Genomic DNA, 26,093 nt, shown 5'->3' with positions numbered 1-26,093 from the left:
AAGGTGTTTTGTTAAAAAAAAATCAATTAAACATAACGATTTGTAAAACAACAAATTGAGTATTTAATAACTAACCTTAATCATAAAATGAAAAAAATTACCCTTTCACTCTTATTTGGGCTAATATCCTTTTTAGGATTTTCTCAAATAGGCCTTGTAGAAAATTTTGATTCTGGCTTTACTTTGCCTGCGGGCTGGATAAGCCCAGGTAATATCTACGCTGTTTCATTTGATGCAAATTCAAATTGTGACGGTAGATCAATTAGAGCTATTTTAGATGATACCACTCTAAATGCACAAATCACATCGCCAAATGTGTTTGGACAATCTAATGGGACAGATTTAACAATCTCGTTCGATTATAAAATAGTAGATTGGTCGGAAGCAGTAACAGCAACTCCAACAGGTTGGGGAGAAATGTTCATTCAGTATTCTACAGATAATGGAGCGACTTGGATAACTCTTGAAACTATTAATGATGCAAATCACGTGACTTCAAATGCCTGTGCAAATTGGTCAATAGTGGTTCCAGCAGCAAGTTTGCCAGTAGGTTCCGATTTTAAATTTCGTATAGATACAAACAGATTTGCACATGCTTATTTTGTGTATCTAGATAATATTTCAGCAACTCAAGTAGTTGCAGATGCACCAGATTGTGCTAATTTGATTACTCCTGCTAATGGAGCCATTGGGGTAACTGTTAATACCGATTTAGAATGGACTAATGCAACAGGTATTCCTACAGGTTATCTTTTAAATGTAGGTACAAGTTCTGGAGCTGTAGACATTGTAGATGGAGAAAACACTGGTTTGTCAACAACATATGATTTACCAGTTTTAGAATATGCAACCACGTATTATGTAAATGTTACTCCTTTTAATGCTAGTGGAGAAGCAGTAGGTTGTCCTGAATTTTCATTTACTACAGGAGCAGATCCTGACGGACCAGTAAATTGTGCATCAGGAGTACCTATTAATACCGTTTATTGTTATGAAAGTTTAGATACTACTTTCTTTAGTTATACTAGTTCTGATGGTTCCCCTTTATTTTTACAGTTTAATGCTGGTGAAATAGAAGTAGGAGATGATGGTATTACTATTTATGATGGTACAAATACTTCGGGACCAGTATTGTTCTCCGGAGATAATGGTGGTGATTTTACAGGGTTATCTGTAACTGCTACTAGTGGAGATATTTATATTACAATTCAATCTGATGGTTTTACCAGTTGTCAATCTGGTATGGTATTATGGGATTTTGATGTATTCTGTGTAGATACAACAGCATTACCAAATTGTGATGCAGTATTAAATAATCCGAATAATGGAGATATTAATGTAGATCCAGATACAGATATCAATTGGTTGCCTGCAAGTATTTTGGTTACAGGTTATGAGATTTCTGTAGGAAGCACTCCAGGTGCAACAGATATTGCTAATGGTATTGATGTTGGAAATGTTACTTCTTGGAATCCTCCAGCGACATTAGCATTTTTAACTACCTATTATGTAACTATAAGACCATATAACAATAATGGATATGCAGAGAATTGTAATGAGCAAATCTTTACAACTAGTGATGATCCAAATGCACCTATAGATTGTGATTCTGGTGCACCTAAAAATACCGTGTTTTGTTATGAAAATAATGATACTACAGAGTTTACTTTTGTAAGTAGTTCTGGAGCGCCATTATTTTTGATTTTTCACTCCGGAGAGACTGAAAATAATTACGATGAATTAGTGGTTACAGATTCTGATGGATCTAATCTTTATTCCGGTTATGGAACTAGTGGAAATCTAGCGGGACTTACATTTACTTCTTCTGGTGATACTATAACTGTCGGAGTAACCTCAGATAGTAGTGTTATTGGATGTGGTGGTAATCCATGGAATTTCAGCGTATTTTGTGTAGATACTACTATTCCTCCAAATTGTGACGCTGCTTTAACAAGCCCTGCAAATGGAGAAATTGGGGTAGAAATTGATACCGTAATAAGTTGGACTCAAGCTTCAATATTTGTTACTGGTTATGTGCTTTCAGTAGGAACTACTCCAGGAGGTACAGATGTTATAAATAATTTAGATGTAGGAAATGTTTTAACGTATACTCCAGCTGCAGATTTAAACTATGAAACAACATATTATGTAAGCATTATACCATATAACACAAATGGGAATGCAACTGGTGGTTGTGTCGAAGAAAGTTTTACAACTAAAAACGACCCAAATCAGTTTATAGACTGTTCTACAGACCAAGTGGTTAATACCGTATTCTGTTATGAAAATAATGATAATTCAGAGTTTAGCTTTACTAGTTTAGATGGTTCACAAATAGTGATTACATTTAATTCTGGTACAACGGAAAATAACTGGGATGAATTAGTCATTACAGATTCTGACGGAACTATTTTATATAATGGTTATGGAAATAATGGTGATCTTTCAGGATTAGTATTTGTTTCTTCAGGAGATAATATAACTGTAGGAGTAACTTCTGATGGTGTTTTTGTAAACTGTACAAATGATCCTTGGGACTTTGATGCTTTATGTTTAGATACAACGGCTGTGCCAAATTGTAATTCTGTATTAACAGCACCTGTAGATGGCGCTTTTGATGTAGCACTAAATACAGATATTAGTTGGTCTCCAGCAAGTATTTTTGTAACTGGTTACAATGTTACTATTGGGTCAACACCAGGAGGAAATGATATCGCAAATAATGTAAATGTAGGAGACACTACAACATATACACCTACAACCGCACTAGATTATGAAACAACATATTATGTTTCTATTGTACCTTATAATGCTAATGGTCCTGCCACAGATGGATGTATCGAAGAAAGTTTTATTACAAAACCAGACCCTAATACAATAATAATTTGTGATGAATGTCCATTAGTTCGTAACTATTGTTATGAAAATAATGACACGAATGTTTTTATGTTTACTAGTCAAACAGGCGAGCCTGTAGTGATTACATTTAACTCTGGTGAAGTAGAAAATAACTGGGATGAACTTATTGTTTTAGACTCTGATGGTGTTACAAATTTAAATGCAGCTACTCCTTATGGAAATGGCGGTGACATTAGTGGTTTACAATTTACCTCTACAGGTAGTTCATTATCTATACAGGTTCAATCGGATGGTTTTGGAAGTTGTTCCAGTGGAGGACAAGACCCTATGGAATACACGGTGAGATGTCAATCTTATATCGTTCAAGAAGCTAACTATACTATTGTGCCAAATTGTGAAAATGGAGAGTTTTATGTGGATGTAGATGTAACTACTTTAGGAAGTAATGGTCCAATTACCGTAACAGATAATCAAGGAAATCCGAGTCAGGAAGCTACAACAGAAGGTGTTTTAACTTTCGGTCCTTATCCTGGTGGTGGCGTAACTCAGGTAGTTTTCTCTATGGCACCTACAAGTAATTTAACGTGTACCACAAGTAGTGATCCGTTATCTTTTGTATGTCCGTTACCAATAGTAGAATGTCCTATTATTAATGCAGGAGATGATATAAGTGTCACTTGTGCGAATAACGAGGTAGAATTGTCTGCATCTTTTATGGCTTTTGGTCAAGACACGACTTCTTACCAAATAAATGCTTTAGACTGTCCTACACCACCAGCTTCTGGAGGTACACCAACAAGTTTAACTATTGATGATGCATGGACAGACCCTATCAACTTAAGCTTTGAATTTTGCTACTTTGGAGATGTATATGATCGTATCCAAATTGGAGCTAATGGGTTACTGCGTTTTGAAATTGATGCTGCCGATGTTGGAGGCGGATCTAATGGATACATCTTAAATGACGGTCAAGGATTGCCTAATAATACCAATACTACTTTAGCAGAAGGTAATATCTTTGGTGTTTGCCATGATACTAATCCAGATCCTGCCGTTTCGGGAGGTTGTGGTGATATTAATTATACTATTGCAGGAACAGCACCAGCCAGACAATTCATTGTGAATTTTTCAGGTATGTGTCACTTTGGAACGCAATGTAATCACCTAACATCTACAACTCAAATTATATTATACGAATCTTCAAATGCTATTGATATTAATATTTTTGATAAACCAGCTTGTTTAGATTGGAATGACGGTTTAGCAGTTACAGGAATTCAAAATAATGCAGGTGATATTGCTTATGTACCACCAGGAAGAAATACGGGTGTTTGGGAAGCAACTAATGAGTTTTGGAGATTTACACCTTCTCAAGGGGATCCAAATTATAGCTTCGAATGGTTTGATGGTACTACTTCTTTAGGTAATGAAGAAGTAATTACAGTTTCACCAACAGAAACAACTACATATACTGCAGCAATTACTTATGAACTTTGTAGTGGAGGAACTGCTACAATTACAGATGATATAGTTGTTAATTTTTTAGGAGATCAAGCAGATGAAGCTACTATAGCTATGGATGCTACATGTGATGGAGGTACAGCTACAATTACTGGTACTCTAGGTGGAATATTTACTTTTAATCCAGTACCGGGAGATGGTGCACAAATTGATCCAGCAACAGGTTTAGTAACAGCTGGTGTTGCAGGAACAACATATACCGTAGAGTACACAACAACTGGAGCATGTCCAGATACAAGTACAGCAGATGTTACTGTTTTACTTACAGATGATGCCACATTTACAATGTTAGATACTTGTGATGGAGCTACTGTAGATACAGTAACAACTCTAGGAGGAACTTTTGCTTTCCAAGCGCCAGCACCAACAGATGGAGCAGTAATTAATGCTACCACTGGAGTTGTAACCGGAGGAACCTCAGGAGCAACCTATATTATAGAGTATACTACGTCTGGTGTTTGTCCGGCAACAAGTATGCAAACAATAACTGTTTTACCATCAGAAGATGCTTCATTTACAATGACAGCAACATGTGACGGAGCAACAGCTACTATAGATGGGGATACAGGAGGAACATTTGCTTTCAACCCAGTACCAACAGATACAGCAGTAATTGATGGTGCAACAGGAACAGTTACTGGATTACCAGGAACTACTTATACGGTAACGTATACAACGTCTGGAGTTTGTCCAGAAACTACTATAGAAACGGTAACTGTTTTACCAGAAGAAGATGCTTCCTTTACAGTGATAGCGTCTTGTACAGGAGGAACAGTAACAATAGATGGAGATACAGGTGGAACATTTGCTTTCAACCCAGCACCAAGTGATGGAGCTGTGATTAACAGCATGACTGGGGAAGTAACTAATGGAACAACTGGAGCAACATACTCTATAGAGTATACAACTGCAGGAGCTTGTCCAATGTCAAATATCGAAAATCTAACCTTACTTACAGATGTATTCGACTTTACCGTAACTGGTGATTGTAACGGAGCTATTTATGAGTTAACTATTGACCCACTAAATAACGGTTATGATGCTAATACTGTAACTTATGCGCTATATGATGATATGAACACTTTATTACAAACAAACACCGTTGGTGATAACGTATTTGTAATAGATGAAAGTATCTTTACAGAACCTATGTCTGGAAGTGCATACAATTATGTTGTAGAGGTTACAGATAATAGTGGTTGTGTGGAAACAAATGAAGTACTTGTAGAAACTATTAACTGTGTTATCTCACAAGGTATATCTCCTAACAATGATGATAAAAATGATAGTTTCGATTTAAGAGGATTTGAAGTAAGTCGATTAGAAATTTTTAACAGACATGGTGTAAAAGTATATTCAAAAACAAACTATACAAATGAATGGCATGGTCAGTCTGATGCTGGAGATGAACTTCCTGTAGGAACTTATTTCTATCTAATGGAGTACCAAGGAAACAAGACCAAAACATCTTGGATATATTTAAATAGAGAAAACTAATAAACTAATTAATTAAAATGAAAAAAATATATATTATTCTCGCTTTCTTGTTTGTGGTTCAAATGCAAGCACAACAAGATCCGCAGTACACACAGTATATGTATAACATGAATGTTGTTAATCCAGCATATGCAGGTTCTTATGAAGGAGTTGCTATTGGTATGCTTTACAGAAGTCAATGGGTTGGATTAGAAGGTGCTCCTAAAACAGGAACATTCGCAATTCATTCTCCAGTTGGTAAAAATGTAGGTTTAGGTTTGTCTCTTATTAGTGATCAAGTTGGACCAGTAAGAGAAACAAATGCGTATGCAGATTTCTCATATACTTTACCAATGGGAGCAAATAATAAATTAGCCTTTGGTTTAAAAGCAGGAGCTACATTTCACGATATTGGTTTAAGTGATTTAGTATTAACAGATGCTGATGATGATCTTTTTCAAGATATCAATGAAGTAACACCTAATATTGGAGCTGGAGTTTATTTTTACAAACCAAACAAATATTATATCTCTGCTTCTATGCCAAATATTTTAAATGCAACTCATTTAGATGCTAACGGTTTAAATATAGGATCAGAAACACAACACTTATTTGCAGCAGCTGGTTATGTGTTTAATTTATCTGAAAACTTTAAATTAAAACCACACGCTTTACTAAAAACAGCATTTGATGCTCCTACTAGTTTTGATGTAAATGCAAATGTATTTATGTATGATATTGTTGAGGTAGGAGTGGGATATCGTTTAGAAGATTCTTTTAGTGGTATGATCAACTTTATGGTAACACCTCGTTTAAGAATTGGATATGCTTATGATGCTATTCAATCTGATTTAAACTATACAACTAGTTCATCACATGAGGTATTTATTAATTTCGACATTGCGTTTCCAAAACGTGTATCTCGTTCACCTCGTTACTTCTAATCCCTTAAGCTAAAGAATTATGAAAAACATTAAAATATATATTACTTTACTATTATTGAGTAGCTTAAGTTTAACTGCTCAAAATAAATCTACTAGTACTGCAGATAAGCACTTTTCTAGATTTGATTTCAATAAAGCAATTGAGTCGTATCAAAAATTAGTGGAAAAAGGAAATGCAGACGAGTATGTTTACAAGCGATTGGCAGAATCAAACTTCAATATTTTTAATACGGTTGAAGCTGAAAAATGGTATGCAAAAGCACTGGAAACTTCTCAAGATCCAGAAACAATGATTAACTACGTACAAATGCTTAAGGCAAATGGTAAGTACGATAAATCAAACCAATGGATGACTAAATTTGCTAGTATGAGACCAGCAGATGTTAGAGCAATCGCTTTTAATGAGAATCCAGATTATCTTCCTAAAATATTAGAAAAAGGAAAGAAATTCAATGTACAGAATTTAGAAATTAATTCAGAAGTTTCTGATTTTGGAGGAACGCTTAAAAACGGAAAACTGTATATTACTTCAGCAAGAAATAATGCAAGAAGAGAATATGGTTGGAATGAACAACCTTTTCTAGATCTATATGAATTTACTGTGGAAGATGATGGTACCTACCAAAATGAAAGTTTATTAGGTAATGATATTAATACAAAATATCATGAAGGTGTTGTTGCTTTTAGTCCTGATGGAAATACCATGTATTTTTCTAGAGAGAGTTTTTATGAAAAACAATATCAAAAAGATTCTTTATCTAACACTAGATTTAGTGTATTAAATTTATTTAAAGCTACTAAATCTGGAAGCGATTGGTCTAACGTGCAACCATTACCTTTTAATAGTAATAACTATAACACAGATCATCCTTCTGTAAGTGCAGATGGTAAAACACTTTACTTTACTTCAGATATGCCTGGAGGATTTGGTCAAGGAGATATTTATAAAACAACTATTAATAGTGATGGTAGTTTTGGTGAAGCGAAAAACCTTGGACAAAAAATCAATACAGAAGGTCGTGAAATGTTTCCATTTATAAGTGATAATGGAACCTTGTACTTATCTTCAGATGGACATTTAGGTCTTGGTGGTTTAGATGTTTTCTATACCAAAGAAATAGATGGTAAAATGTCTAAAATACGTAACGTAGGACTTCCTGTAAATAGTAATGCAGATGATTTTGCTTTTAGTATTGACGAAGAGTCAGGTGAAGGATTTATTTCTTCTAACAGAGAAGGAGGAAAAGGTAGTGATGATATTTATGCAATTAAAAAATTACAACCTTTATGTGATGTAGAAATTACTGCTACGGTAACAGATAATAAAACAGGAGAAATTTTAGTTGGAGCGATGGCAACTTTATATGATGCTAAAGGAAATAAAATAGCTTCTAAGCCTACAAACGCTGAAGGTAGTGCAGAATTTATTATAGAGTGTGATACAGAGACAGAGTTAGAAGTAACTATGGATGAATACGAAAGTAATAGATTAAGTATTAAAGGTACCGATGAAGAAGAATTAGCAGTTGCTATAGCTTTAGATCCTATTGAAAAACTAATTGTTGCAGATCGTGTAGAGTTAGATCCTATTTATTTTGACTTTGACAAATCTAACATTACAGCAAGAGCTGCTTTTGAGTTGGATAAATTAGTACAAATAATGAACAAATACCCAGACATGGTTATTAATGCTAAATCGCATACAGATAGTAGAGGTCCTAGTTCTTATAACGAAAGATTATCTAACAGAAGAGCACAAACAACAGTGCAATATGTAATATCTAAAGGTATTGATGCTGCACGAATTTCTGGAGTAGGGAAAGGAGAAAGCGAACCAGCAGTTAATTGTGGTACAGGTTGTACAGAAGAAGAACACCAATTAAATAGACGTAGTGAGTTTATTATTGTAAGTGGTGGACCAAACAACCAATAGTATTAAAATAAGCTTAAAAACCACCTCCCTAGAGGTGGTTTTTTTATGACCTAATTTTAAATATATCGTAGTCCTTTTTATTATTTTATAAAAAGGTATAAAAACAAAAAAGCCTTACTTTATAAAAAGTAAGGCTTTTTTAATTATTTAATTTGTTTATCATCTTTATCAAAAAAATGATATTCTAAATACGTGTAAGCATCTCTTGGTAAAATTTTCACCCATTTTTTATGTTCAAAAAACCATTTTGAACGTATAGATGGAAAACCTTTTGTTAAAAAGGCTGCTATAAAAGGATGTGTGTTTAAGGTCACCTTAGTATAGTCTTTTTTAAATAGTTGTTCCATATCATGTTTGATCTTTGGAACAATATTTATTGGAGCTTCAACTTCAACGCCATTTATACCATCAGGATTATCCTCTCTGGTTTTAATGTTCATTTCTGGTCTTACTCTTTGTCTGGTTATTTGTATCAATCCAAATTTGCTTGGAGGTAATATTTTATGTTTAGCTCTATCATCCTTCATTTCATCACGTAGATGATTGAAAAGCTTTTTTCTGTGTTCAGCAGTATTTAGGTCAATAAAATCAACAACAATAATTCCGCCCATATCACGTAAACGCAATTGTCTGGCCATTTCTGTTGCTGCAATTAAATTAACTTCAAGTGCTGTGTCCTCTTGGGAATTTGCTTTATTAGAGCGATTTCCACTATTTACATCTACAACATGAAGCGCTTCGGTATGTTCTATTACCAAATATGCTCCTTTTGCCATGGAAACAGTTTTTCCAAAAGAGGTTTTAATTTGTCTTTCTACTCCAAATTTTTCAAATATTGGAACGTTTGACTGATACAATTTAACTATCGATTCTTTTTTTGGTGCAATTAATTGCACATAATCTTTAATCTGCATGTAAAGCGCTTCATCATCCACATGAATGCCCGTAAAGGAATCATTAAATATGTCTCGTAAAATAGAGGAAGCTTTATTCATCTCTCCTAATACTTTACTTGGATGTTTTGCTTTATGTAGCTTTTTACACATTGCGGTCCAACGACCCATCAAATTTTGTAAATCTTTGTCTAGTTCAGCTACTTTTTTGCCTTCTGCTACTGTACGTATTATTACACCAAAACCTTTTGGAGTAATACTTTTAACCAAACGTTTTAGTCTTTCTTTCTCTTCTTTACTTTCTATTTTTTGAGAAATAGAAATACGATCAGAAAAAGGTACTAAAACAATATATCTACCAGCAATAGAAAGCTCAGAGCTTATTCTAGGGCCTTTTGTAGATATCGGTTCTTTTACAATTTGTACGAGTAACGATTGATTTGACTTTATAACGTTAGCAATGCTTCCGTTTTTGTCAATATCTTTTTCAAATGGGAAATTCTTTAATGAAAAATCATTTAGTTTACCTGTGCTTACACTTTTTGTGAATTTTAAAAGGGAAGGTAGTTTTGGTCCTAAATCATGATAATGCAGAAATGCATCTTTCTCATAACCTACATTAACAAATGCAGCATTTAAACCAGGAACGGCTTTTCTTGTTTTGGCAATAAACACATCACCAACAGAAAAATCGTTACTATCTTCATCTTTTTGTAATTCAATAAGTTTTCCATCTTTTAATAAGGCAAAATCAACGTGGTTGGAACTAGATCTAATGATCAATTCTTTATCCATTTTGTTAATTTTTATCCATACGCTTTAGTTAATAGTTACGATTTATAAGTTAGAAGTTGAAAATCTTTTCAGAATAACAACCAACAACAAAAAACCAATAGCTAAAAACCAAATTATACAGATGGATTATACATTATTTATTCTAATCATAGTTAAAATTAACTATGCTAAATCTAACTATGATTAGAAATCACAGGATTTTTTTAAATCCGTGGAGTCCAAACTACGCAAGGTAATACGTGTTTTTATAGAACTCATTTCAAAGAACGTTTGCTATAAACTAAAAAAGTAGCTATTAACTACTTTTTTAATCTATTTCTTCTTTTTGTGTCGATTAGCGCGTCTTCTTTTTTTACGCTTATGCGTAGCAACCTTGTGTCTTTTGCGTTTTTTACCACTTGGCATAAGTTTGATTTTTTTTAAATTAATATTATTTTAGCGTCTTACTTAACGTCTACATTTGTTTTCACTCCTTCTACAAATACTTTAGCAGGTTTAAATGCCGGAATATTATGAGCAGGTATTTTTATAGTTGTATTCTTAGAAATATTTCTACCAGTTTTTTCAGCTCTTGTCTTAATGATGAAGCTTCCAAATCCTCTTAGGTATACATTATCTCCACCTTCTAAAGAAGTTTTTACTTCTTCCATAAAAGTTTCAACTGTTGCTTGAACATCTCCTTTTTCAATTCCTAATTTCTCAGAAATTTTTGCTACTAAATCAGCCTTAGTCATTCTCTATTATTTTTAATTATTGTAATCAGTTATTAAGGGATGCAAATATAGGAATTAAAATTTCAATATTTCAAACCTAATTCACTTAAATTTAACCTAATAAACGTTTATTTTTGCAGATACTATATATAATAAATGACTATAAACAAAACTTTAACAGATTGGTATTCAGTAAATAAGAGGGATTTACCATGGCGAAGAACTACCAATCCATACTTTATATGGTTGTCTGAAATCATTTTACAACAAACAAAAGTAGAGCAAGGATTACCTTATTATGAAGCTTTTGTTACTAATTTTCCAACAATTTTTGACCTTGCTAGTGCAAATGAGAGCGATATTTTGAAATTATGGCAAGGTTTGGGGTATTATTCTAGAGCTAGAAACTTGCATGCAACGGCAAAACATATTGTAGAAGAACTCGATGGTGCGTTTCCTAATAATTATAAAGATTTATTAAAACTAAAAGGAGTTGGCGATTATACCGCTAGTGCAATTGCTTCTATATGCTTTAATGAGGTTTGTGCTGTTGTTGATGGAAATGTATATAGAGCGTTTTCTAGATATTTCGGAATTGCTACTCCTATTAATAGTTCTCAAGGGCAAAAAGAGTTTAAAGCTTTAGCGCAAAAACTGATAGATAAAGAAGATCCTGCAGAGTTTAACCAGGCTATTATGGAGTTTGGCGCAAGACAATGCAAACCTAAAAATCCCGATTGTACTATTTGTCCGTTACAAAATAGTTGTATGGCTTTACAAAAGAACCTAATTACCGAGTTGCCTGTTAAGAAAAAGAGCTTAAAGCCTAAAAAGAAACATTTTAATTTTTTAGTACTCGTTTCAGAAGATGGCAAAACCATTTTAGAAAAAAGAGAAGGAAAAGGTATTTGGCAAAACCTATATCAGTTTCCTTTAATAGAGAGTAATGAGGTAATGGATTTTAGTGCAATGTCTTTGCAATTAAAAAAGCACGATGTAATCAATGGTTCTTCCTATAATTTGTCTTTATATAATGAAGAAGCAATTATTCATAAATTATCGCATCAGCATTTACATACTAAATTTTGGATTATAGAAATAGATGCACTTGCCAGTAAAGGAGTTTCTATAAGTAAAATAAAAGAATTTCCTGTTCCAGTATTGCTTTCTAACTTTATAGAAATTTTTAATTTTTAAAGGTTTAGAGTATATCAAGTGTCTTTATTATTTGTTTTTTATTGGTCACATGGTGCTTCCATATTAATCATTCCTTTAGGTATCTTTAACATGTTATGGAAGTTTCATATTTTTTTATTAATTTTAAGTTTATCAATTGCAAAAGCGTAATTTTGTAGCTCAAATTTCTCTTGATTTTTGTTTTAAAAGGGAAGAGGAATTGGTTAATACTAAAAATTAGATATTATGTCAGGTACATTAAATAAAGTAATGCTAATTGGGCATTTAGGAGATGAAGTAAAAATGCATTATTTTGAAGGTGGAGGTTGCGTTGGTCGTTTTCCTATTGCTACAAATGAAACCTATACCAATAAGCAAACCAATGAACGTGTTACTAACACAGAATGGCATAATGTAGTGGTGCGTAATAAAGGTGCCGAAATTTGCGAAAAATATTTAAGCAAAGGAGATAAAGTATATATAGAAGGTAGAATTAAAACTAGAAAATGGCAAGACGAAAGTGGTAACGACCGTTTTTCTACTGAAATACAATGTACCGACTTTACTTTTTTAACTACAAAAAATGAAAGTGGCGTGGCAAATAGTGGTCAGCCACAACAACAACAACAAAAGCCACAAGTAGCACAACCAAGTGCTAACCAGCCAAAGGTAGAAGAAGGTAATGATGATCTTCCCTTTTAACGTTTAACTAAAATTATAATCCTTGGACCCTGAACCCACGAGTTTTTTATTAATAAATTTAGCCATTGATTTTTCAATTGTAAGTGGTTTTGTGCTCTTATTTGTACTATTGCTTTGTTCTGCGTTAATCTCTGGAGCAGAAGTAGCTTTTTTTTCCTTAACAGATTCAGATATAGAAGAAGGTTTAGAACAAAACCTGAAGCCAATTAAGATCATTTCCTATTTATTAGAAAAACCAAAGAAACTATTAGCAACTATACTTGTAGCGAATAATTTTATAAATATTGCAATCGTAATTCTGTTTGCTTATTTGGGTAACTTTATATTTGAAAGTATAAACTCCTCGGCTGTAAAGTTTGTTTTAGAAGTTGTTTTAGTTACCTTTTTAATATTGTTATTCGGTGAAATCTTACCCAAAGTGTATGCCATTAGAAATAAATTAAAGTTTGCTACATTTATGGCGTATCCAATACGTTTTTTAGATGTCGTTTTTTCGCCAATAAGTTTGCCAATGCGAAGCGTAACAATAGCAATAAACAATAAGTTTGCTAAGCAAAAATCGAATTTAAGTGTGGATCAGCTTTCCCAAGCTTTAGAACTAGCAAGCGATGAAGATACCACCAAAGAAGAACAAAAAATACTGCAAGGTATTGTCTCTTTTGGAAATACAGATACCAAGCAGGTAATGCGACCAAGAATAGATATTTTTGCATTAAATGTGGAGCAAAAATATGCAGATGTTATTCCGGAAATCATTAAAAATGGCTATTCTAGAATTCCTGTATATCAAGATAATATAGATACTGTTATTGGCGTTTTATATGTCAAAGATCTGTTGCCTTTTATAGATAGAAAACAATTAGATTGGAAAACCTTATTGCGTGAGCCATTCTTTGTGCCAGAAAATAAAAAGCTAGATGATTTAATGGCCGAATTTCAAGAAAAGAAAGTGCATTTAGCTGTGGTTGTAGATGAATATGGAGGAACCTCTGGGCTTATTTCTTTAGAAGATATTATTGAAGAAATTGTTGGAGATATTAGTGATGAGTTTGATGATGAAGGATTAGTTTACTCTAAATTGGATGATAAAAACTATGTTTTTGAAGGCAAAACAGCGTTGAAAGATTTTTATAAAGTTATTAGATTAGATGAATATGTTTTTTTCGAAAATAATAAAGGTGAAGCGGAAACTGTTGCTGGCTTTGTTTTAGAAATATCTAGAAGTTTCCCAAAAGTAAATAGTAAAATACTTTTTGAAGATTACATTTTTACAATTGAAGCATTAGATAAAAAAAGAATTACAAGAGTTAAAGTAACCCTTCCTTGATAACTAAAAAAACGACAATTTACAAGTCTCTTTTTTTAATAGGAATATATCGCGAACCTATATTAATAATATTTATGAAACATCCATAACTCATTCTTAATACTTAAGAGGAAGGATTGAGTGGATGTCCAATGTCATCAATAAAGAACAATAGATAATAAACACATGAAACAGTTTTTAGTTTTACTAATAGTCATTATTTGTTTTTCCTGTGGAAAGGATGCTACTCCAAAACCAGAAGCAAAACTACGTTTAGAATATCCAGAAGCTAATTATAGCGAAACGAATTTAAAGATGCCTTTTTCTTTCGAAAAAAATGCATTAGCAACCAATGTGAAAACAAGAAAGTTAGGTGGAGACGATAGTTATGGTATAGATTTAGAGTATCCAGCTTTAAAAGGAACGATTTACTTAACGTATAAATCTATAAATAAAAGCGAGGAGAAATTAATTTCTTATTTGCGTGATGCACAAAATTTCACACAGGAACATACACAAAAAGCAGATGAAATTTTTAGTGATTTGTTTGAAAACCCTAAAAACAAAGTGTACGGAATGTTTTATGAGGTAGGAGGAAACGCAGCATCACAATCGCAATTTTATGTAACAGATAGTACGGATCATTTTTTAACAGGCTCTTTGTATTTTTATGCAAAACCTAATTTCGATTCTATACTTCCAGCGGCAAGCTATTTAAAAAAGGATATTAAACATATCATGGAAACAATTACTTGGAAATAAAAAAAGCTTCTCATAGAGAAGCTTTTTCTATAATACGTTGTTTGATCGATTAAGCTTTAGCCTTACCTGCACAACACGCTTTCTTGCAGTCTTTAGAGCAAGCTTTCTTTTCTGCATCTGTTTTGTTTGCACAACATGCCTTTTTACAATCTGTATCGCAAGCTTTTTTTCCTGAAAAAGACTCTACCGTTTTCATTTCTTTAACCGTATAGGTGTCTCCAACTTTAGTTACTGTTTCTTCTAAAGAAGTAGTAGTAACTTTAGCATTGTCATATTCAACCATAGCTAATTTTTTGTCGTAATCTACTTTTGCAGATTTCACACCTTCCATTTTAGCTAGTTTCTTTTCAATAGTTCTTGCACACCCAATTGCACAAGTCATACCTTCAATAGTGAATTCTGCTTTTGCATACGTTGCATTTGGATCTAATTCCGCTTTAGCTGTTTCTACAGCAGTCTCTACAGTAACCACTTCTGCTTTAGTTTCGTTTTTACAACTAAATGCTGCTAAGGTAATTACAGCTATTGCAGCTATTTTTTTTATTTGTTTCATCGTATAAGTTTTTATTATTCAACTGTTTGCAAATCTAATAATTATTTGCTGTTAATTGTGTTAAAAAGTAGCACATTTGTACTACTAAAAAAAAGAGGTATGTTTCGAGATAATAAAAAATGGGTATATCTTATCGTTTTATCGCTAATTTGGGGAACTTCATTTATACTTATTAAAAAAGCGCTTATAGGTTTAAATCCTTATCAACTAGGAGCTTTAAGAACTATAATTACAGGTTTATTTTTATTTGCTGCAGGCTATAAAACCATAAAAACGATTAAAAATGAAGATTGGAAATGGATTGCTATTTCAGGTTTTTTCGGATCGTTTATTCCAGCGTTTTTCTTCGCCATAGCAGAAACAGAAATTGATAGTGCTGTGGTATCTGTGTTAAACTCTTTAGTACCTTTAAATACTATATTACTTGGTTTTGCTGTGTTTAAAATAGCTTCTACCAAAAGACAAGTTTTAGGAGTTATTGTTGGTTTTATTGGTACTGCCATATTGATTTTAAAAGGTGCCGCTTTAAATCCGGAACAAAACTATATGTATGCTGGTTTTATTATTGTTTCTACCTTAATGTATGCGGTAAATGTAAATATTATAAAAAGATATCTACAAGATGTTAAGCCTTTGGCTATTGCAACGGGTAACTATGTTGTTATTTTTATTCCAGCTATAATTGTCTTGTTGTTTACTGGTTTCTTTACCGACGCAACGTTTAGTAAGCCTGAGTTGGGTATGTCTATATTTTATGTAACGCTATTATCCTTTTTTGGTACGGCTTTAGCTAAAGTGCTTTTTAATACATTAGTGCAAATTTCTACTCCTGTTTTTGCTTCTTCTGTTACCTATGTTATGCCAATTGTAGCATTGATTTGGGGAGTTTTAGATGGCGAAGGTTTTAGTTTGTTACAAGCTTTTGCTTCTGGTATTATATTAATAGGTGTTTATTTATCGCAAAAAAGAACTGGTAAAAGGGTACTTTTTAAATAGTTTGCATAAAAAAACCACGCAATTTGCGTGGTTTTAATATTTTATAGGATGTCATTTTTATTGTAGTCGAAAAATCTAATTGGTAACTAATGAATAGTTTTCTCCACTTTGGTCGAAATGACAATTGTTTTAATTAGTTAAAATCAGCATCGGTAACCCCTTCGTTTACTTTGATTTCTTTTACAATGAAATCAAATTTTCGTGGTCCATTTGTTTGTCCGATTTTAAACGGGAATTTTATACCAGATATTTCTTGGTATTCTGTTAAGTAGGTTGAAGCAGAACCCATTGGAGACGTTTTTTCAACTTTTATTTTTAATCCAGTTTCTACACTGTAAAAGTTTGTTTGCGTATCAGAAATTTTAATTCTGTAAGCTTTTTCTCCGTCAATATCTTCAATTTTTTCTAAAGTAACTCCGCTCTTTAAGTAGTTTACTTCTGGAAATGGAGAACCTTCTTCTTGTGTGGTCTTCACTTCTTCAGGGCTCATTTCAGAACGTTGTCCTTGTTGTACTTTATAACCAGCTTCACCGTCAACAACTGTTTTCATCATAGATTGTCCCATAGCAAAAATTTCTGTTGCAAATTGGTCTTTAGATGTTTTCTTCATTTCTAGAAGCATCATCATACCTGGTTGTAATTCCGCTTCAGCAGTCATAAAAACAGAGTTTACTTTGTCTAAATTGATTTTTCCACCAATAGCATCAATATACTTGTTAAGTACCGAGTTTGCATCTACATCACTTGGCATTTCTATGTTGTAGTTCGGTTTTTCAACTTTATTAGCATAGGCATCATAATATTTGATTGGTACATTTTCACCGTTAAAGGTTACTTTTTCTAAATTTTCTAGTACTTCGCTACCTTTTCCAACAACAACAATTCTAGCGCTATCTGTACCAAAGTATTTGTTTGCTACTCTTTGTACATCTTCTACCGTAACTGCTTTTATTTTTTCTAAATAGGTAGTATAAAAGTCTTTTGGTAAATCATTTAGTTCTATGTTTAATGCATAACGAGCAATGTTTTGCGGATTCTCTAGAGCTAATACAAAGTCACCAAGATATTTTGCTTTTGCATTTTCTAATGCTTGTGCAGAAACTGGTTCTTCTTTAATACGTTTAATTTCTTTTAAAGTTTCAACAACAGCACTATCTGTTACGGCATTACGAACTGCTGCTCCAGCTTTAAAACGAGACACGTATTTGTCTGAACCTACACTTGAACGAGCACCATAAGTATACCCATGAGCTTCACGAAGATTCATATTTAGGTAACTATTAAAACCGCCACCTAATATTTTGTTAGCGATTAAAACAGCATGGTAATCTGGATCGTTCATTTTTAAATCTACATTACTCGTTAAAGAAATGTTAGACTGTACCGCATTTGGCATATCCACAAAATTGATTTGCGTGTATTTCACATTTGGCATTGCTTCAGGTACTGTAGAAACCACTTTTAAATTGCTTTCCCAAGCAGAAAAGTAATTTCTAATTTGTCTTTCTATAGTGGTATAATCTACATCACCAACTACTACTAAATATGCGTTTGAAGGTGCGTAGTATCTTTCGTAAAAAGTTTTAACATCTTTTAAAGTTATTTTTCCAATAGTTTCTTCGGTTACAAACTCTCCGTAAGGATGATGTGTACCGTAAGCTAAAGCGCTACCAACACGGCTAGCAACAGCATCTACACTTTTTTTGTTTGATTTTAAACCTTCAATAGCTTTCTCTTTTTCTTTTTGAAACTCTTCTTCTGTTAATAAAGGATTTTTAACAGCATCTGACATTAGATTTAGAATTCTATCTGAATATTTAGATAGTGAACTTGCGTAACCACCATTAGATCTAAAGCTCATTCTAGCTCCTAAAAAGTCGATTTCTTCATTGAAGGCATCTTTAGCGATGTTTGTTGTTCCGTTACCTAACATACTTCCTAATATTCCAGATACACCAGCGATGTCTCCTTCTTTAATAGGCTTATTATCTATGGATAAACTGTAAGAAACACGAGGTAATTTATGGTTTTCTACAACAAGTACTTTTAAACCGTTTGGTAATTCAAATTCTCCAGGTACTTCTAATGCGATTTTTGGAGCTGGTCCTGCTTTTGGTTGTTTTGATCTGTCTATTTGCGCTTGTAGGCCAATGGACATTAAAAACAATGATAATATGGTAAATATTTTTGTCTTCATTTTGTATGAATTTAATTTTTTATTGCTCTTTTTCTTCTGGTAAATATTCCATTTCTAATCGTTGATTAGCGTTTAGGTATTTTTTTGCTACCGCTTGAATATCTTCTCTAGTAATAGATCTATAGATTTCAATTTCTTTATTAATTAAAGCGGTGTCACCATATAACATGTAATATGTTGCTAATGATCCTGCAATACCTTCTACACTAGAATTGGAGTTTACAAATTGGTTTTCAGATATGTTTTGAAGTTTTTGGTAGTCTCTTTCAGAAATCAATTCATTTTGAACTTTCACAATTTCTTCATCTATTTCTTTAAGTAAATCTTCAAGTTTAACATCTCCTAAAGGCATTCCGTATAAAATATATGTTCCATAATCTTCTTGACTGTTATTAAACGCTCCAACTTGTAGTGCCATTTTTTTCTCGTCAACTAATTTCTTGTATAATACAGAACTCTTACCGCTACTTAAATAAGTAGATAACATATCTAACGCATAAGCGTCTTTATCTTTCATTGAAGGTGTTCTGTAAGCAGCAACAATTGCAGGTATTTGAATGTTGCTATCGTAAGCAGTTGCTTTAATAGGCGTTGTAATAGGGTCTTCTTTAGGGAAGTTTCTTGTGATTTCTTCTCCTCTAGGAATTGGGCCAAAATAATCTTGAATCATTTTTTTTACAGCAGGAACATCAATATCTCCAGCTACCACTAAAACAGCGTTGTTTGGTACATAGAATTTCTTGTTGAAAGCTTGAAACTCTTCTAGAGTAGCAGCGTCTAAATGTGCCATTTCTCCAATAGTTGTCCATCTGTATGGGTGTTTTTTAAACATGTTTTTCTTTACATTTTCAAAAAACTTACCATATGGAGAATTGTCTACACGTAAGCGTTTTTCCTCTTTAACAACTTCGTTTTGGGTGTCTACACCAACTTGATTAATAATAGGATGCATTAATCTTTCCGATTCCATCCATAAACCAAGTTCTACACTATTAGAAGGAAATACTTCGTAGTAGTATGTTCTGTCGTCTGTGGTGTTGGCATTGTTGCTTCCTCCATTAGAGGTAACTATGTTAAACCAATCTCCTCTTTTAATGTTTTCGGTTCCTTCAAATAAAAGGTGTTCAAAAAAGTGAGCAAAACCAGTACGTTCTGGGTTTTCATCTTTTGCACCTACATGATACATTACAGAGGTTGTTACTACAGGAGCAGAGTTGTCTTTATGTAAGATAACGTGCATGCCGTTATCTAAGTCGTACTCTTCATACTTAACTTCTTGAGCGGTTGCTGTTAAGCCAGCTAAACATAAAGAAGCTAAAGCTAAAATGTGTTTTTTCATTGTGTCTTTGGTTTATATAATTTTAATGATTTGTCCTTAACTATTAAGAATAGTTACAGATTTTCAAAAGTAATATTTAAAAATATTTTTAACGTTAACAATATCAAAAAGTTAGTATTAAATTGTATTAATTGGAATTTTTTCACGAAATTTAAAAAGAGTATAACCCTTAAAGCTTTATTGATATGAATTCTTCTTCATCTGTGGCTGTTAAATATGGCGTTTTTACAACTATAGCGCTTATAGCATATTTTCTAATTATTAAATTGTTAGGACTGCATACTAATCCCTGGTTTAGAATGGTAAACGGATTATTTATGGGGTACGGAATTTATCTATCTATTAAAAAGTATAAAACGATATCACATGGAGAATTTGACTATGGAAACGGCTTTAAGGTTGGAATAATTACTGGTTTTTTAGCAACGTTTCTTTTTGCCTTGTTTATGGGGATTTATATGTTTCATATAGATATAGAATTTAAGAATACCTTATTGAAAGATTGGTTTAATGATGGTGGGTATGGTGGCGGAATTTTAATCTTTGTAATTCTTGTTGAAGGTTTAGCATCTTCAACAATTTTAACACTTACTTTCATGCAGGTTTTAAAAAACAGCACAAAAGTTGTTCAAAAGCAATAAAACGTTTGTAGTTTAATTAATTAGCAGTATATTTGCATCCGTTTTCTAAGGAAAATGAGATTATTTTATATAAATTAATTAATAAAAACGTTACGCTATGTACGCAATTGTAGAGATAGCAGGGCATCAATTCAAAGTTGAAAAAGACCAAAAAGTTTTTGTTAACCGTTTAGCATCAGAAGAAGGAAAGACAATGTCTTTCGATAATGTTCTTTTAATTGCAGATGGTAGCAATGTAACTGTAGGCGCCCCAGCTATAGATGGAGCACAAGTAAGTGTGAAAATCTTAAAGCACCTTCAAGGTGATAAAGTTATTGTTTTCAAAAAGAAAAGAAGAAAAGGTTACCGTGTAAAGAATGGACACAGACAAGCCTTAACTGAAATCGTGATTGAAAGCATTGTAGCTTCAGGAGCTAAAAAAGCTGCTCCAGCTAAAAAAGCCGCTGCTCCAAAGGCAGAAGCAAAACCAGCTGCTAAAAAAGCAACAGGTAAAGCAGATGATTTAAAGAAAGTTGAAGGTATTGGACCTAAAATTGCTGAAACATTAGTAGAAGCTGGAATCGCGACTTTCGCAGATTTAGCTAAAACAGATGCAGCAAAAATTTCTGAAATCATTGCAGGTGTTCGTGGTAATCACGTAACAGATACTTGGCCAGCACAAGCTAAATTAGCTGCTGATGGTAAGTGGGACGAGCTTAAAAAATGGCAAGACGAATTAGATGGTGGTAAAGCTTAATTGCGAAACTACTGAAGTATAACAAATAAAACCTTAAGACAATGGCTCATAAAAAAGGAGTTGGTAGTTCGAAGAATGGTAGAGAATCAGAATCAAAACGTTTAGGCGTGAAGATATTTGGTGGACAAGCTGCTATTGCTGGAAATATCATATTAAGACAAAGAGGTAATACGCATCACCCAGCGGAGAACGTATACCAAGGAAAAGATCACACTTTACACGCTAGAGTAGATGGTCTTGTGAAATTCACTAAAAAAAGAAACAATAGATCTTATGTATCTATTGAGCCTTTCGAAGTTTAAGAATTTTATAAATCCTTAAAAATTTAAAACACCTTTACTTATCTAATAAGTAAAGGTGTTTTTTTATGCGCTATATGTAAAAAAGATAAAATGGAATACTAATAATATTCCTGTAATAATAGTTGTTGTTATAAAAGTCACATAATCTATTTTTGTATATAATACAATGTGTTTGGTTATTTCTGTGTTTTAATTTATAAAAGTCATACCTTTATTAAGATGAATATTTGAAATCAAAATAATATAAAGTTTGTTATTTGTTTTAAAGACAAAAATAGAAATGATAGCATCAGACAAGTTAGTGACTTATATGTGGATTTTATTAGCAGTGTATGCTGCAGTAATATTATTTTTCGTCATACGTGGTGCTCGAAAAAACACAAGCATAAAAGATTATGCCGTTGGAAATATAGGTTTCCCTTCTTGGGTAGTTGGTTTGTCTTTGGCGGCTTCTATGACAAGTGCTGCAACCTTTATTATTAATCCCGGATTTATTGCGCTATACGGAATTTCAGGAGTAATCTCTTTCGCTATTGTATTACCAATTGCTGCATTTGTATCGCTTATTGTTTTTACCAAAGGTTTTGTAAAGCAAGGTAATTCTGTGAAAGCCACAACCATGGCACAATGGATAGGGAAACGGTATAAAAGTAAAAGCTATGCGTTTTTCTTCGGTATTATAGCACTCTTACTCATTACTTTTATTGTGCTAATTAATGTTGGATTAACACAGGTTATTTCTAAATCCCTAAATGCAGATCCTTTTTATGTGCTTATGGGAATTACCACATTTGTGTTTGGTTATATGATGTTTGGTGGGGCAAACTCTATGGTGTATACCAATACTATTCAGGCGATCATTATGTTTGTTGTTGCTATTATTTTAATTAGTTCTGGGTCTGAATATTTTACTGATGGTATTTCTGGTTTCTTCGATAAATTAAATGCTATAGACCCTAATCTTACTAAACCAACAAACCCATCAAGCTTTCTTTTTCGAGATTATTTTGAAATTATTTTTACCCAAATAGTAATTGGTGTTGCTATTGTTTGTCAGCCACACATTATTACAAAATCACTATTATTAAAAGATTCTTCAAAAATAAACACCTATTTGTTTAGCGGGATTGCTTTTATGATTGTTTTCTTTTTAGTGGTAATTGTTGGTTTGTATGCTCGAATTAGTTTTCCTGACTTTATGGTCAATGGAGAAAAACTAAGAATGGATGAAATTATACCAACCTACGTTGTTACTAAGTTTTCTGTAGGTATTGGTTTAGTTATTGTTGTGGGTTTAATTTCGGCAGGATTATCGACCTTAGAGAGTTTGATTCAATCGTTGTCTATTACCATTACTTCAGATATCATCAATCCTTTGTTTAAGGATAGGTTTACCGAAAAAACAATTTCAATCAATAAAGCAGTTATTGTTGTCCTTGGTGTTGTGAGCTTTTTATTAAGTTGGCAACAAATTAAAAACCCAGACGTTAGTGTGGCTATTTTTGCTCAAAACGGGGTCTATGCTTACTTTGCAGCTGCTTTTGTGCCTGTTCTGTTTGGAACATTTTTAGATAATGTTTCTTTAAGGGCTGTTTTTATAGCAAGTGTTACGGCAATAGTGGTACATTTTGGTATTTACTACGGAAGGATAACACCGTACATGCAAGAACCGGTTAATAATCCTGGGGTTTCTGCGGCAATAGGAATAATAACATCCCTAGTGATTGGGTACATTATATATAAAATAGATTTTAATAAAGAAGCAAGTGGACGCACTAGATTGGACAGCTAAATGGGCAGATTATACGCCCGACAAAATTGCATTAACATCGTATGACACTAATATTAGTTATACGTATAATGACTTGCATATCTACGCCAATCGGTTAATCCATAAATTTACAGAGCTTCATTTGGAAGAAGGCAATAGAATCGCTGTTTTAGCAGAGCATAGCCTGGAATATATGGTGCTCTTTGTGGCTTGCCAACGTATGGGATTGGTAATGGTTCCTTTAAATTATCGCTTACCGGTAAGTGAAATAGCAAAACTTCTTGTAGACTGTATACCTTGTTTATTTATATATAATGAAAATCATCAAGATAAATTAGCGCAATTACCACTAGAAAAGATACAAACAATCTCTGTGGACAAACTAGAACACTTTTTTCATAATGAAGAAAATCATGCAGTAAAAACTTATTCTATTAAAGAGGATAATGCCTTATTTATATTTTATACTTCGGGAACTACAGGTGCGCCAAAAGGGGTTATTTATACCAATAAAATGTTGTTTTGGAATAGCTTAAATACATCGATGCAGTTGGGGATTACCTTTCGAGATTCCACAATAAATACCTTGCCGCCGTATCATACATCTGGATGGAATGTTTTTATAACGCCACTTTTGCATAAAGGAGCACATATTGGTATGTTAGAAAAGTTCGATGCAGAAAACATATTATGCCTTTTAGAACGCAACAAAACGACTTTGTTTATGGCTTTGCCAACCATGCTATTAATGATGCAGAAAACGGCAGTTTTTAAAAATGTAAACCTAGAAAAAATGCGTTACATTATTTCTGGTGGTGAAAAAGTGCCATCCGAACTTGTTTCTTTCTGGAAAACAGAAAAAAATATTTACATAAGACCAGGCTATGGTTTAACCGAAGCTGGTCCAAGTATTACTTCGTTACATCATAAAATGGCAGTGCTTAAACCAAATTCTATAGGAAAGCCTAATTTTTATTTAGATCTAAAAATTGTGAATGCCAAAGGAGAGACCGTTAAGACAAATGAAGTTGGTGAACTCTGTATTAAAGGGAATATAGTAACTCCGGGATATTGGAATAATTCCGTTAAAACCAGCAGTAAAATAAAAAAAGGATGGCTGTTTACTGGCGACTTTGCGTATAGTGATGCAGAAGGTTTTTTGTATATGAAAGGACGCAAAAACGACATGTATATTTCTGGTGGAGAAAATATTTATCCGCAAGAAATTGAGGTGCAGTTGGAATTAATAAAAGGAATAAAGAAAGCAGTAGTTTTAAGTGTGAAGGATGAAAAATGGGGAGAATGCGGCATAGCATTTGTAACCACAGAAAATGAAGATCTTTCCGTGACCGCAATTCGGGAAGTTTTAAAAACGAATCTGGTAGCTTTTAAGCATCCAAAACATCTTTTTATTTTAGATGAAATTCCGCTAACCAGTTTGGGTAAAGTTTCTAGAAAAAAATTATATAATTATTTTAATACTATTAAATCAGAACAATGAAAAGACTTACGCTATTATTTATTTTCACTTTAATTAGCACCATTATGTTTTCGCAAAAATCAGATAAACTTATGAAAGAAATAATTTCTCAATATGATTTTAAATCACATGCAGTGGTAATTGACAGCACGGAAATAAGTTATATTAAAGAAGGAATTGGTGAAAAAACAATCTTGTTTGTACATGGATTAAGTAGTAATTCGGATGCATGGTCTGAAAATATTAAGGACTTAAAAGATCATTACACCTGCGTTGCTTTGGATTTACCAGGATACGGAAGATCCTCTAAACCTGAAGTAGATTATACGCCAACGTACTTCGCTGAAATTTTACATAAATTCATAGCGGAATTAGAATTGAAAAATGTGGTTCTTGTTGGACATTCTATGGGCGGACAAGCAAGTGTTAAACTAGCGACTTCTTATGCAGCAGATATTGAAAAACTAATTTTGATTGCTCCAGCAGGATTAGAACAGTTTTCGGAAGCTGGTTCTAATATGCTAAAAAGTTTTTTCACTGTCGATATGGTGAAAAACACAACAGACGAGCAAATTGAAAAAAACTATGCCTTAAACTTTTACCAGTTGCCAGAAGAGACATCTAGAATGATTGCGGATAGAAAGGAAATTAAATTAGCTACAGATTTTGATGCACATTGTACCGCTATTGTGAGTAGTATTTCTGGAATGCTAAACGATCCGGTGTATACAGATTTAGAGAATATTGCAAAAAAGACATTAGTTGTTTTTGGTAATAAAGACATGCTTATTCCTAACCGTTATTTAAATCCCACCTTAACTATTGAAGATGTTGGTGAGATAGCTTCCCAAAAAATAAAGGAAGTAAAAGTCGCGTATGTAGAAGATGCTGGTCATTTTGTGCAATTTGAAAAACCGATAGAGGTTAATCAGCTTATTCAACAATTTATGAATGCTAATTAATACAAAACTAGAAATAATAATTACTTAATTTCATTT

General features: G+C 32.9%; 19 protein-coding genes. 14 read left to right on the top strand and 5 right to left on the bottom strand.

Annotation, left to right across the window (positions count from 1 at the left end; translation table 11 throughout):
- Window positions 1–87: 87 nt before the first annotated feature.
- Genes FG167_RS04095 through FG167_RS04085 form a run of 3 tightly spaced genes read left to right on the top strand, consistent with a single transcriptional unit; the run spans window position 88 to window position 8,733 of the window.
- Complete coding sequence (locus tag FG167_RS04095) at window positions 88–5,877, top strand: gliding motility-associated C-terminal domain-containing protein (RefSeq protein ID WP_203460155.1); 5,790 nt, start codon at window positions 88–90, stop codon at window positions 5,875–5,877.
- 17 nt (window positions 5,878–5,894) lie between these two features.
- Window positions 5,895–6,800, top strand: a complete 906-nt coding sequence (locus FG167_RS04090) for a type IX secretion system membrane protein PorP/SprF (protein WP_203460154.1) — start codon at window positions 5,895–5,897, stop codon at window positions 6,798–6,800.
- Window positions 6,801–6,819: 19 nt separating this feature from the next.
- A complete protein-coding gene (locus FG167_RS04085) occupies window positions 6,820–8,733 on the top strand; it encodes an OmpA family protein (RefSeq protein ID WP_203460153.1) in 1,914 nt (637 codons plus the stop codon).
- Window positions 8,734–8,876: 143 nt separating this feature from the next.
- Here FG167_RS04085 and FG167_RS04080 read toward each other — a convergent pair whose 3' ends face one another.
- Together FG167_RS04080 and FG167_RS04075 are read right to left on the bottom strand one after the other, a co-directional pair.
- Window positions 8,877–10,421 carry a ribonuclease E/G gene (locus FG167_RS04080; RefSeq protein ID WP_203460152.1) on the bottom strand — a complete coding sequence of 515 codons (1,545 nt, stop codon included), beginning with the start codon at window positions 10,419–10,421 and terminating at the stop codon, window positions 8,877–8,879.
- A 443-nt stretch (window positions 10,422–10,864) separates the two neighbouring features.
- On the bottom strand, window positions 10,865–11,155 hold the full coding sequence (locus FG167_RS04075) for an HU family DNA-binding protein (RefSeq protein ID WP_055442767.1): 291 nt from the start codon (window positions 11,153–11,155) through the stop codon (window positions 10,865–10,867).
- 135 nt (window positions 11,156–11,290) lie between these two features.
- Here FG167_RS04075 and mutY point away from each other — a divergent pair, with 135 nt between their 5' ends.
- The 4 genes from mutY to gldD all read left to right on the top strand — a co-directional run bounded on the left by mutY (window position 11,291) and on the right by gldD (window position 15,080).
- Entirely contained in the window at window positions 11,291–12,331 is a 1,041-nt protein-coding gene (gene mutY, locus FG167_RS04070) for an A/G-specific adenine glycosylase (protein ID WP_203460151.1), read from the top strand.
- A 225-nt stretch (window positions 12,332–12,556) separates the two neighbouring features.
- A complete protein-coding gene (locus FG167_RS04065; protein WP_203460150.1) occupies window positions 12,557–13,012 on the top strand; it encodes a single-stranded DNA-binding protein in 456 nt (151 codons plus the stop codon).
- 22 nt (window positions 13,013–13,034) lie between these two features.
- Window positions 13,035–14,339: a gliding motility-associated protein GldE gene (locus FG167_RS04060; RefSeq protein ID WP_203460149.1), complete on the top strand. Its 1,305-nt coding sequence runs from the start codon at window positions 13,035–13,037 to the stop codon at window positions 14,337–14,339.
- A 165-nt stretch (window positions 14,340–14,504) separates the two neighbouring features.
- Window positions 14,505–15,080 (top strand): gliding motility lipoprotein GldD, encoded by a 576-nt coding sequence (gene gldD / locus FG167_RS04055; RefSeq protein ID WP_203460148.1) that lies wholly within the window; start codon window positions 14,505–14,507, stop codon window positions 15,078–15,080.
- Between the two features lie 49 nt (window positions 15,081–15,129).
- Here the strand turns inward: gldD and FG167_RS04050 are convergent, their stop codons facing one another.
- Window positions 15,130–15,633, bottom strand: a complete 504-nt coding sequence (locus tag FG167_RS04050; RefSeq protein ID WP_203460147.1) for a heavy-metal-associated domain-containing protein — start codon at window positions 15,631–15,633, stop codon at window positions 15,130–15,132.
- 99 nt (window positions 15,634–15,732) lie between these two features.
- Here FG167_RS04050 and FG167_RS04045 point away from each other — a divergent pair, with 99 nt between their 5' ends.
- Entirely contained in the window at window positions 15,733–16,629 is an 897-nt protein-coding gene (locus FG167_RS04045; protein ID WP_203460146.1) for a DMT family transporter, read from the top strand.
- A gap of 133 nt (window positions 16,630–16,762) precedes the next feature.
- Here FG167_RS04045 and FG167_RS04040 read toward each other — a convergent pair whose 3' ends face one another.
- Both FG167_RS04040 and FG167_RS04035 read right to left on the bottom strand, forming a co-directional pair.
- Window positions 16,763–18,826, bottom strand: a complete 2,064-nt coding sequence (locus tag FG167_RS04040; protein WP_203460145.1) for a pitrilysin family protein — start codon at window positions 18,824–18,826, stop codon at window positions 16,763–16,765.
- 19 nt (window positions 18,827–18,845) lie between these two features.
- On the bottom strand, window positions 18,846–20,165 hold the full coding sequence (locus FG167_RS04035) for a pitrilysin family protein (RefSeq protein ID WP_203460144.1): 1,320 nt from the start codon (window positions 20,163–20,165) through the stop codon (window positions 18,846–18,848).
- 185 nt (window positions 20,166–20,350) lie between these two features.
- On the opposite strand from FG167_RS04035, the gene FG167_RS04030 reads away from it, so the two are divergent.
- The 6 genes from FG167_RS04030 (at window position 20,351) to FG167_RS04005 (ending at window position 26,057) form a co-directional block, all read left to right on the top strand.
- On the top strand, window positions 20,351–20,806 hold the full coding sequence (locus tag FG167_RS04030; protein WP_203460143.1) for a DUF4199 domain-containing protein: 456 nt from the start codon (window positions 20,351–20,353) through the stop codon (window positions 20,804–20,806).
- A gap of 97 nt (window positions 20,807–20,903) precedes the next feature.
- A complete protein-coding gene (gene rplU, locus FG167_RS04025) occupies window positions 20,904–21,542 on the top strand; it encodes a 50S ribosomal protein L21 (RefSeq protein WP_203460142.1) in 639 nt (212 codons plus the stop codon).
- A 41-nt stretch (window positions 21,543–21,583) separates the two neighbouring features.
- Entirely contained in the window at window positions 21,584–21,844 is a 261-nt protein-coding gene (gene rpmA / locus FG167_RS04020; RefSeq protein WP_055442756.1) for a 50S ribosomal protein L27, read from the top strand.
- Between the two features lie 280 nt (window positions 21,845–22,124).
- On the top strand, window positions 22,125–23,636 hold the full coding sequence (locus FG167_RS04015) for a sodium/pantothenate symporter (protein ID WP_203460141.1): 1,512 nt from the start codon (window positions 22,125–22,127) through the stop codon (window positions 23,634–23,636).
- Entirely contained in the window at window positions 23,611–25,116 is a 1,506-nt protein-coding gene (locus FG167_RS04010; RefSeq protein ID WP_203460140.1) for a class I adenylate-forming enzyme family protein, read from the top strand. Before FG167_RS04015 ends, FG167_RS04010 begins: the two co-directional genes overlap by 26 nt.
- Window positions 25,113–26,057, top strand: a complete 945-nt coding sequence (locus FG167_RS04005; RefSeq protein ID WP_203460139.1) for an alpha/beta fold hydrolase — start codon at window positions 25,113–25,115, stop codon at window positions 26,055–26,057. Before FG167_RS04010 ends, FG167_RS04005 begins: the two co-directional genes overlap by 4 nt.
- The last annotated feature ends 36 nt before the right edge of the window (window positions 26,058–26,093 follow it).

Source organism: Lacinutrix sp. WUR7, assembly GCF_016864015.1.
In the GTDB taxonomy this organism is placed as follows: Bacteria; Bacteroidota; Bacteroidia; order Flavobacteriales; family Flavobacteriaceae; genus Oceanihabitans.
The sequence above is the reverse complement of the archived record's forward strand: the minus strand, read 5'-3'. Positions and strand labels throughout refer to the sequence as shown.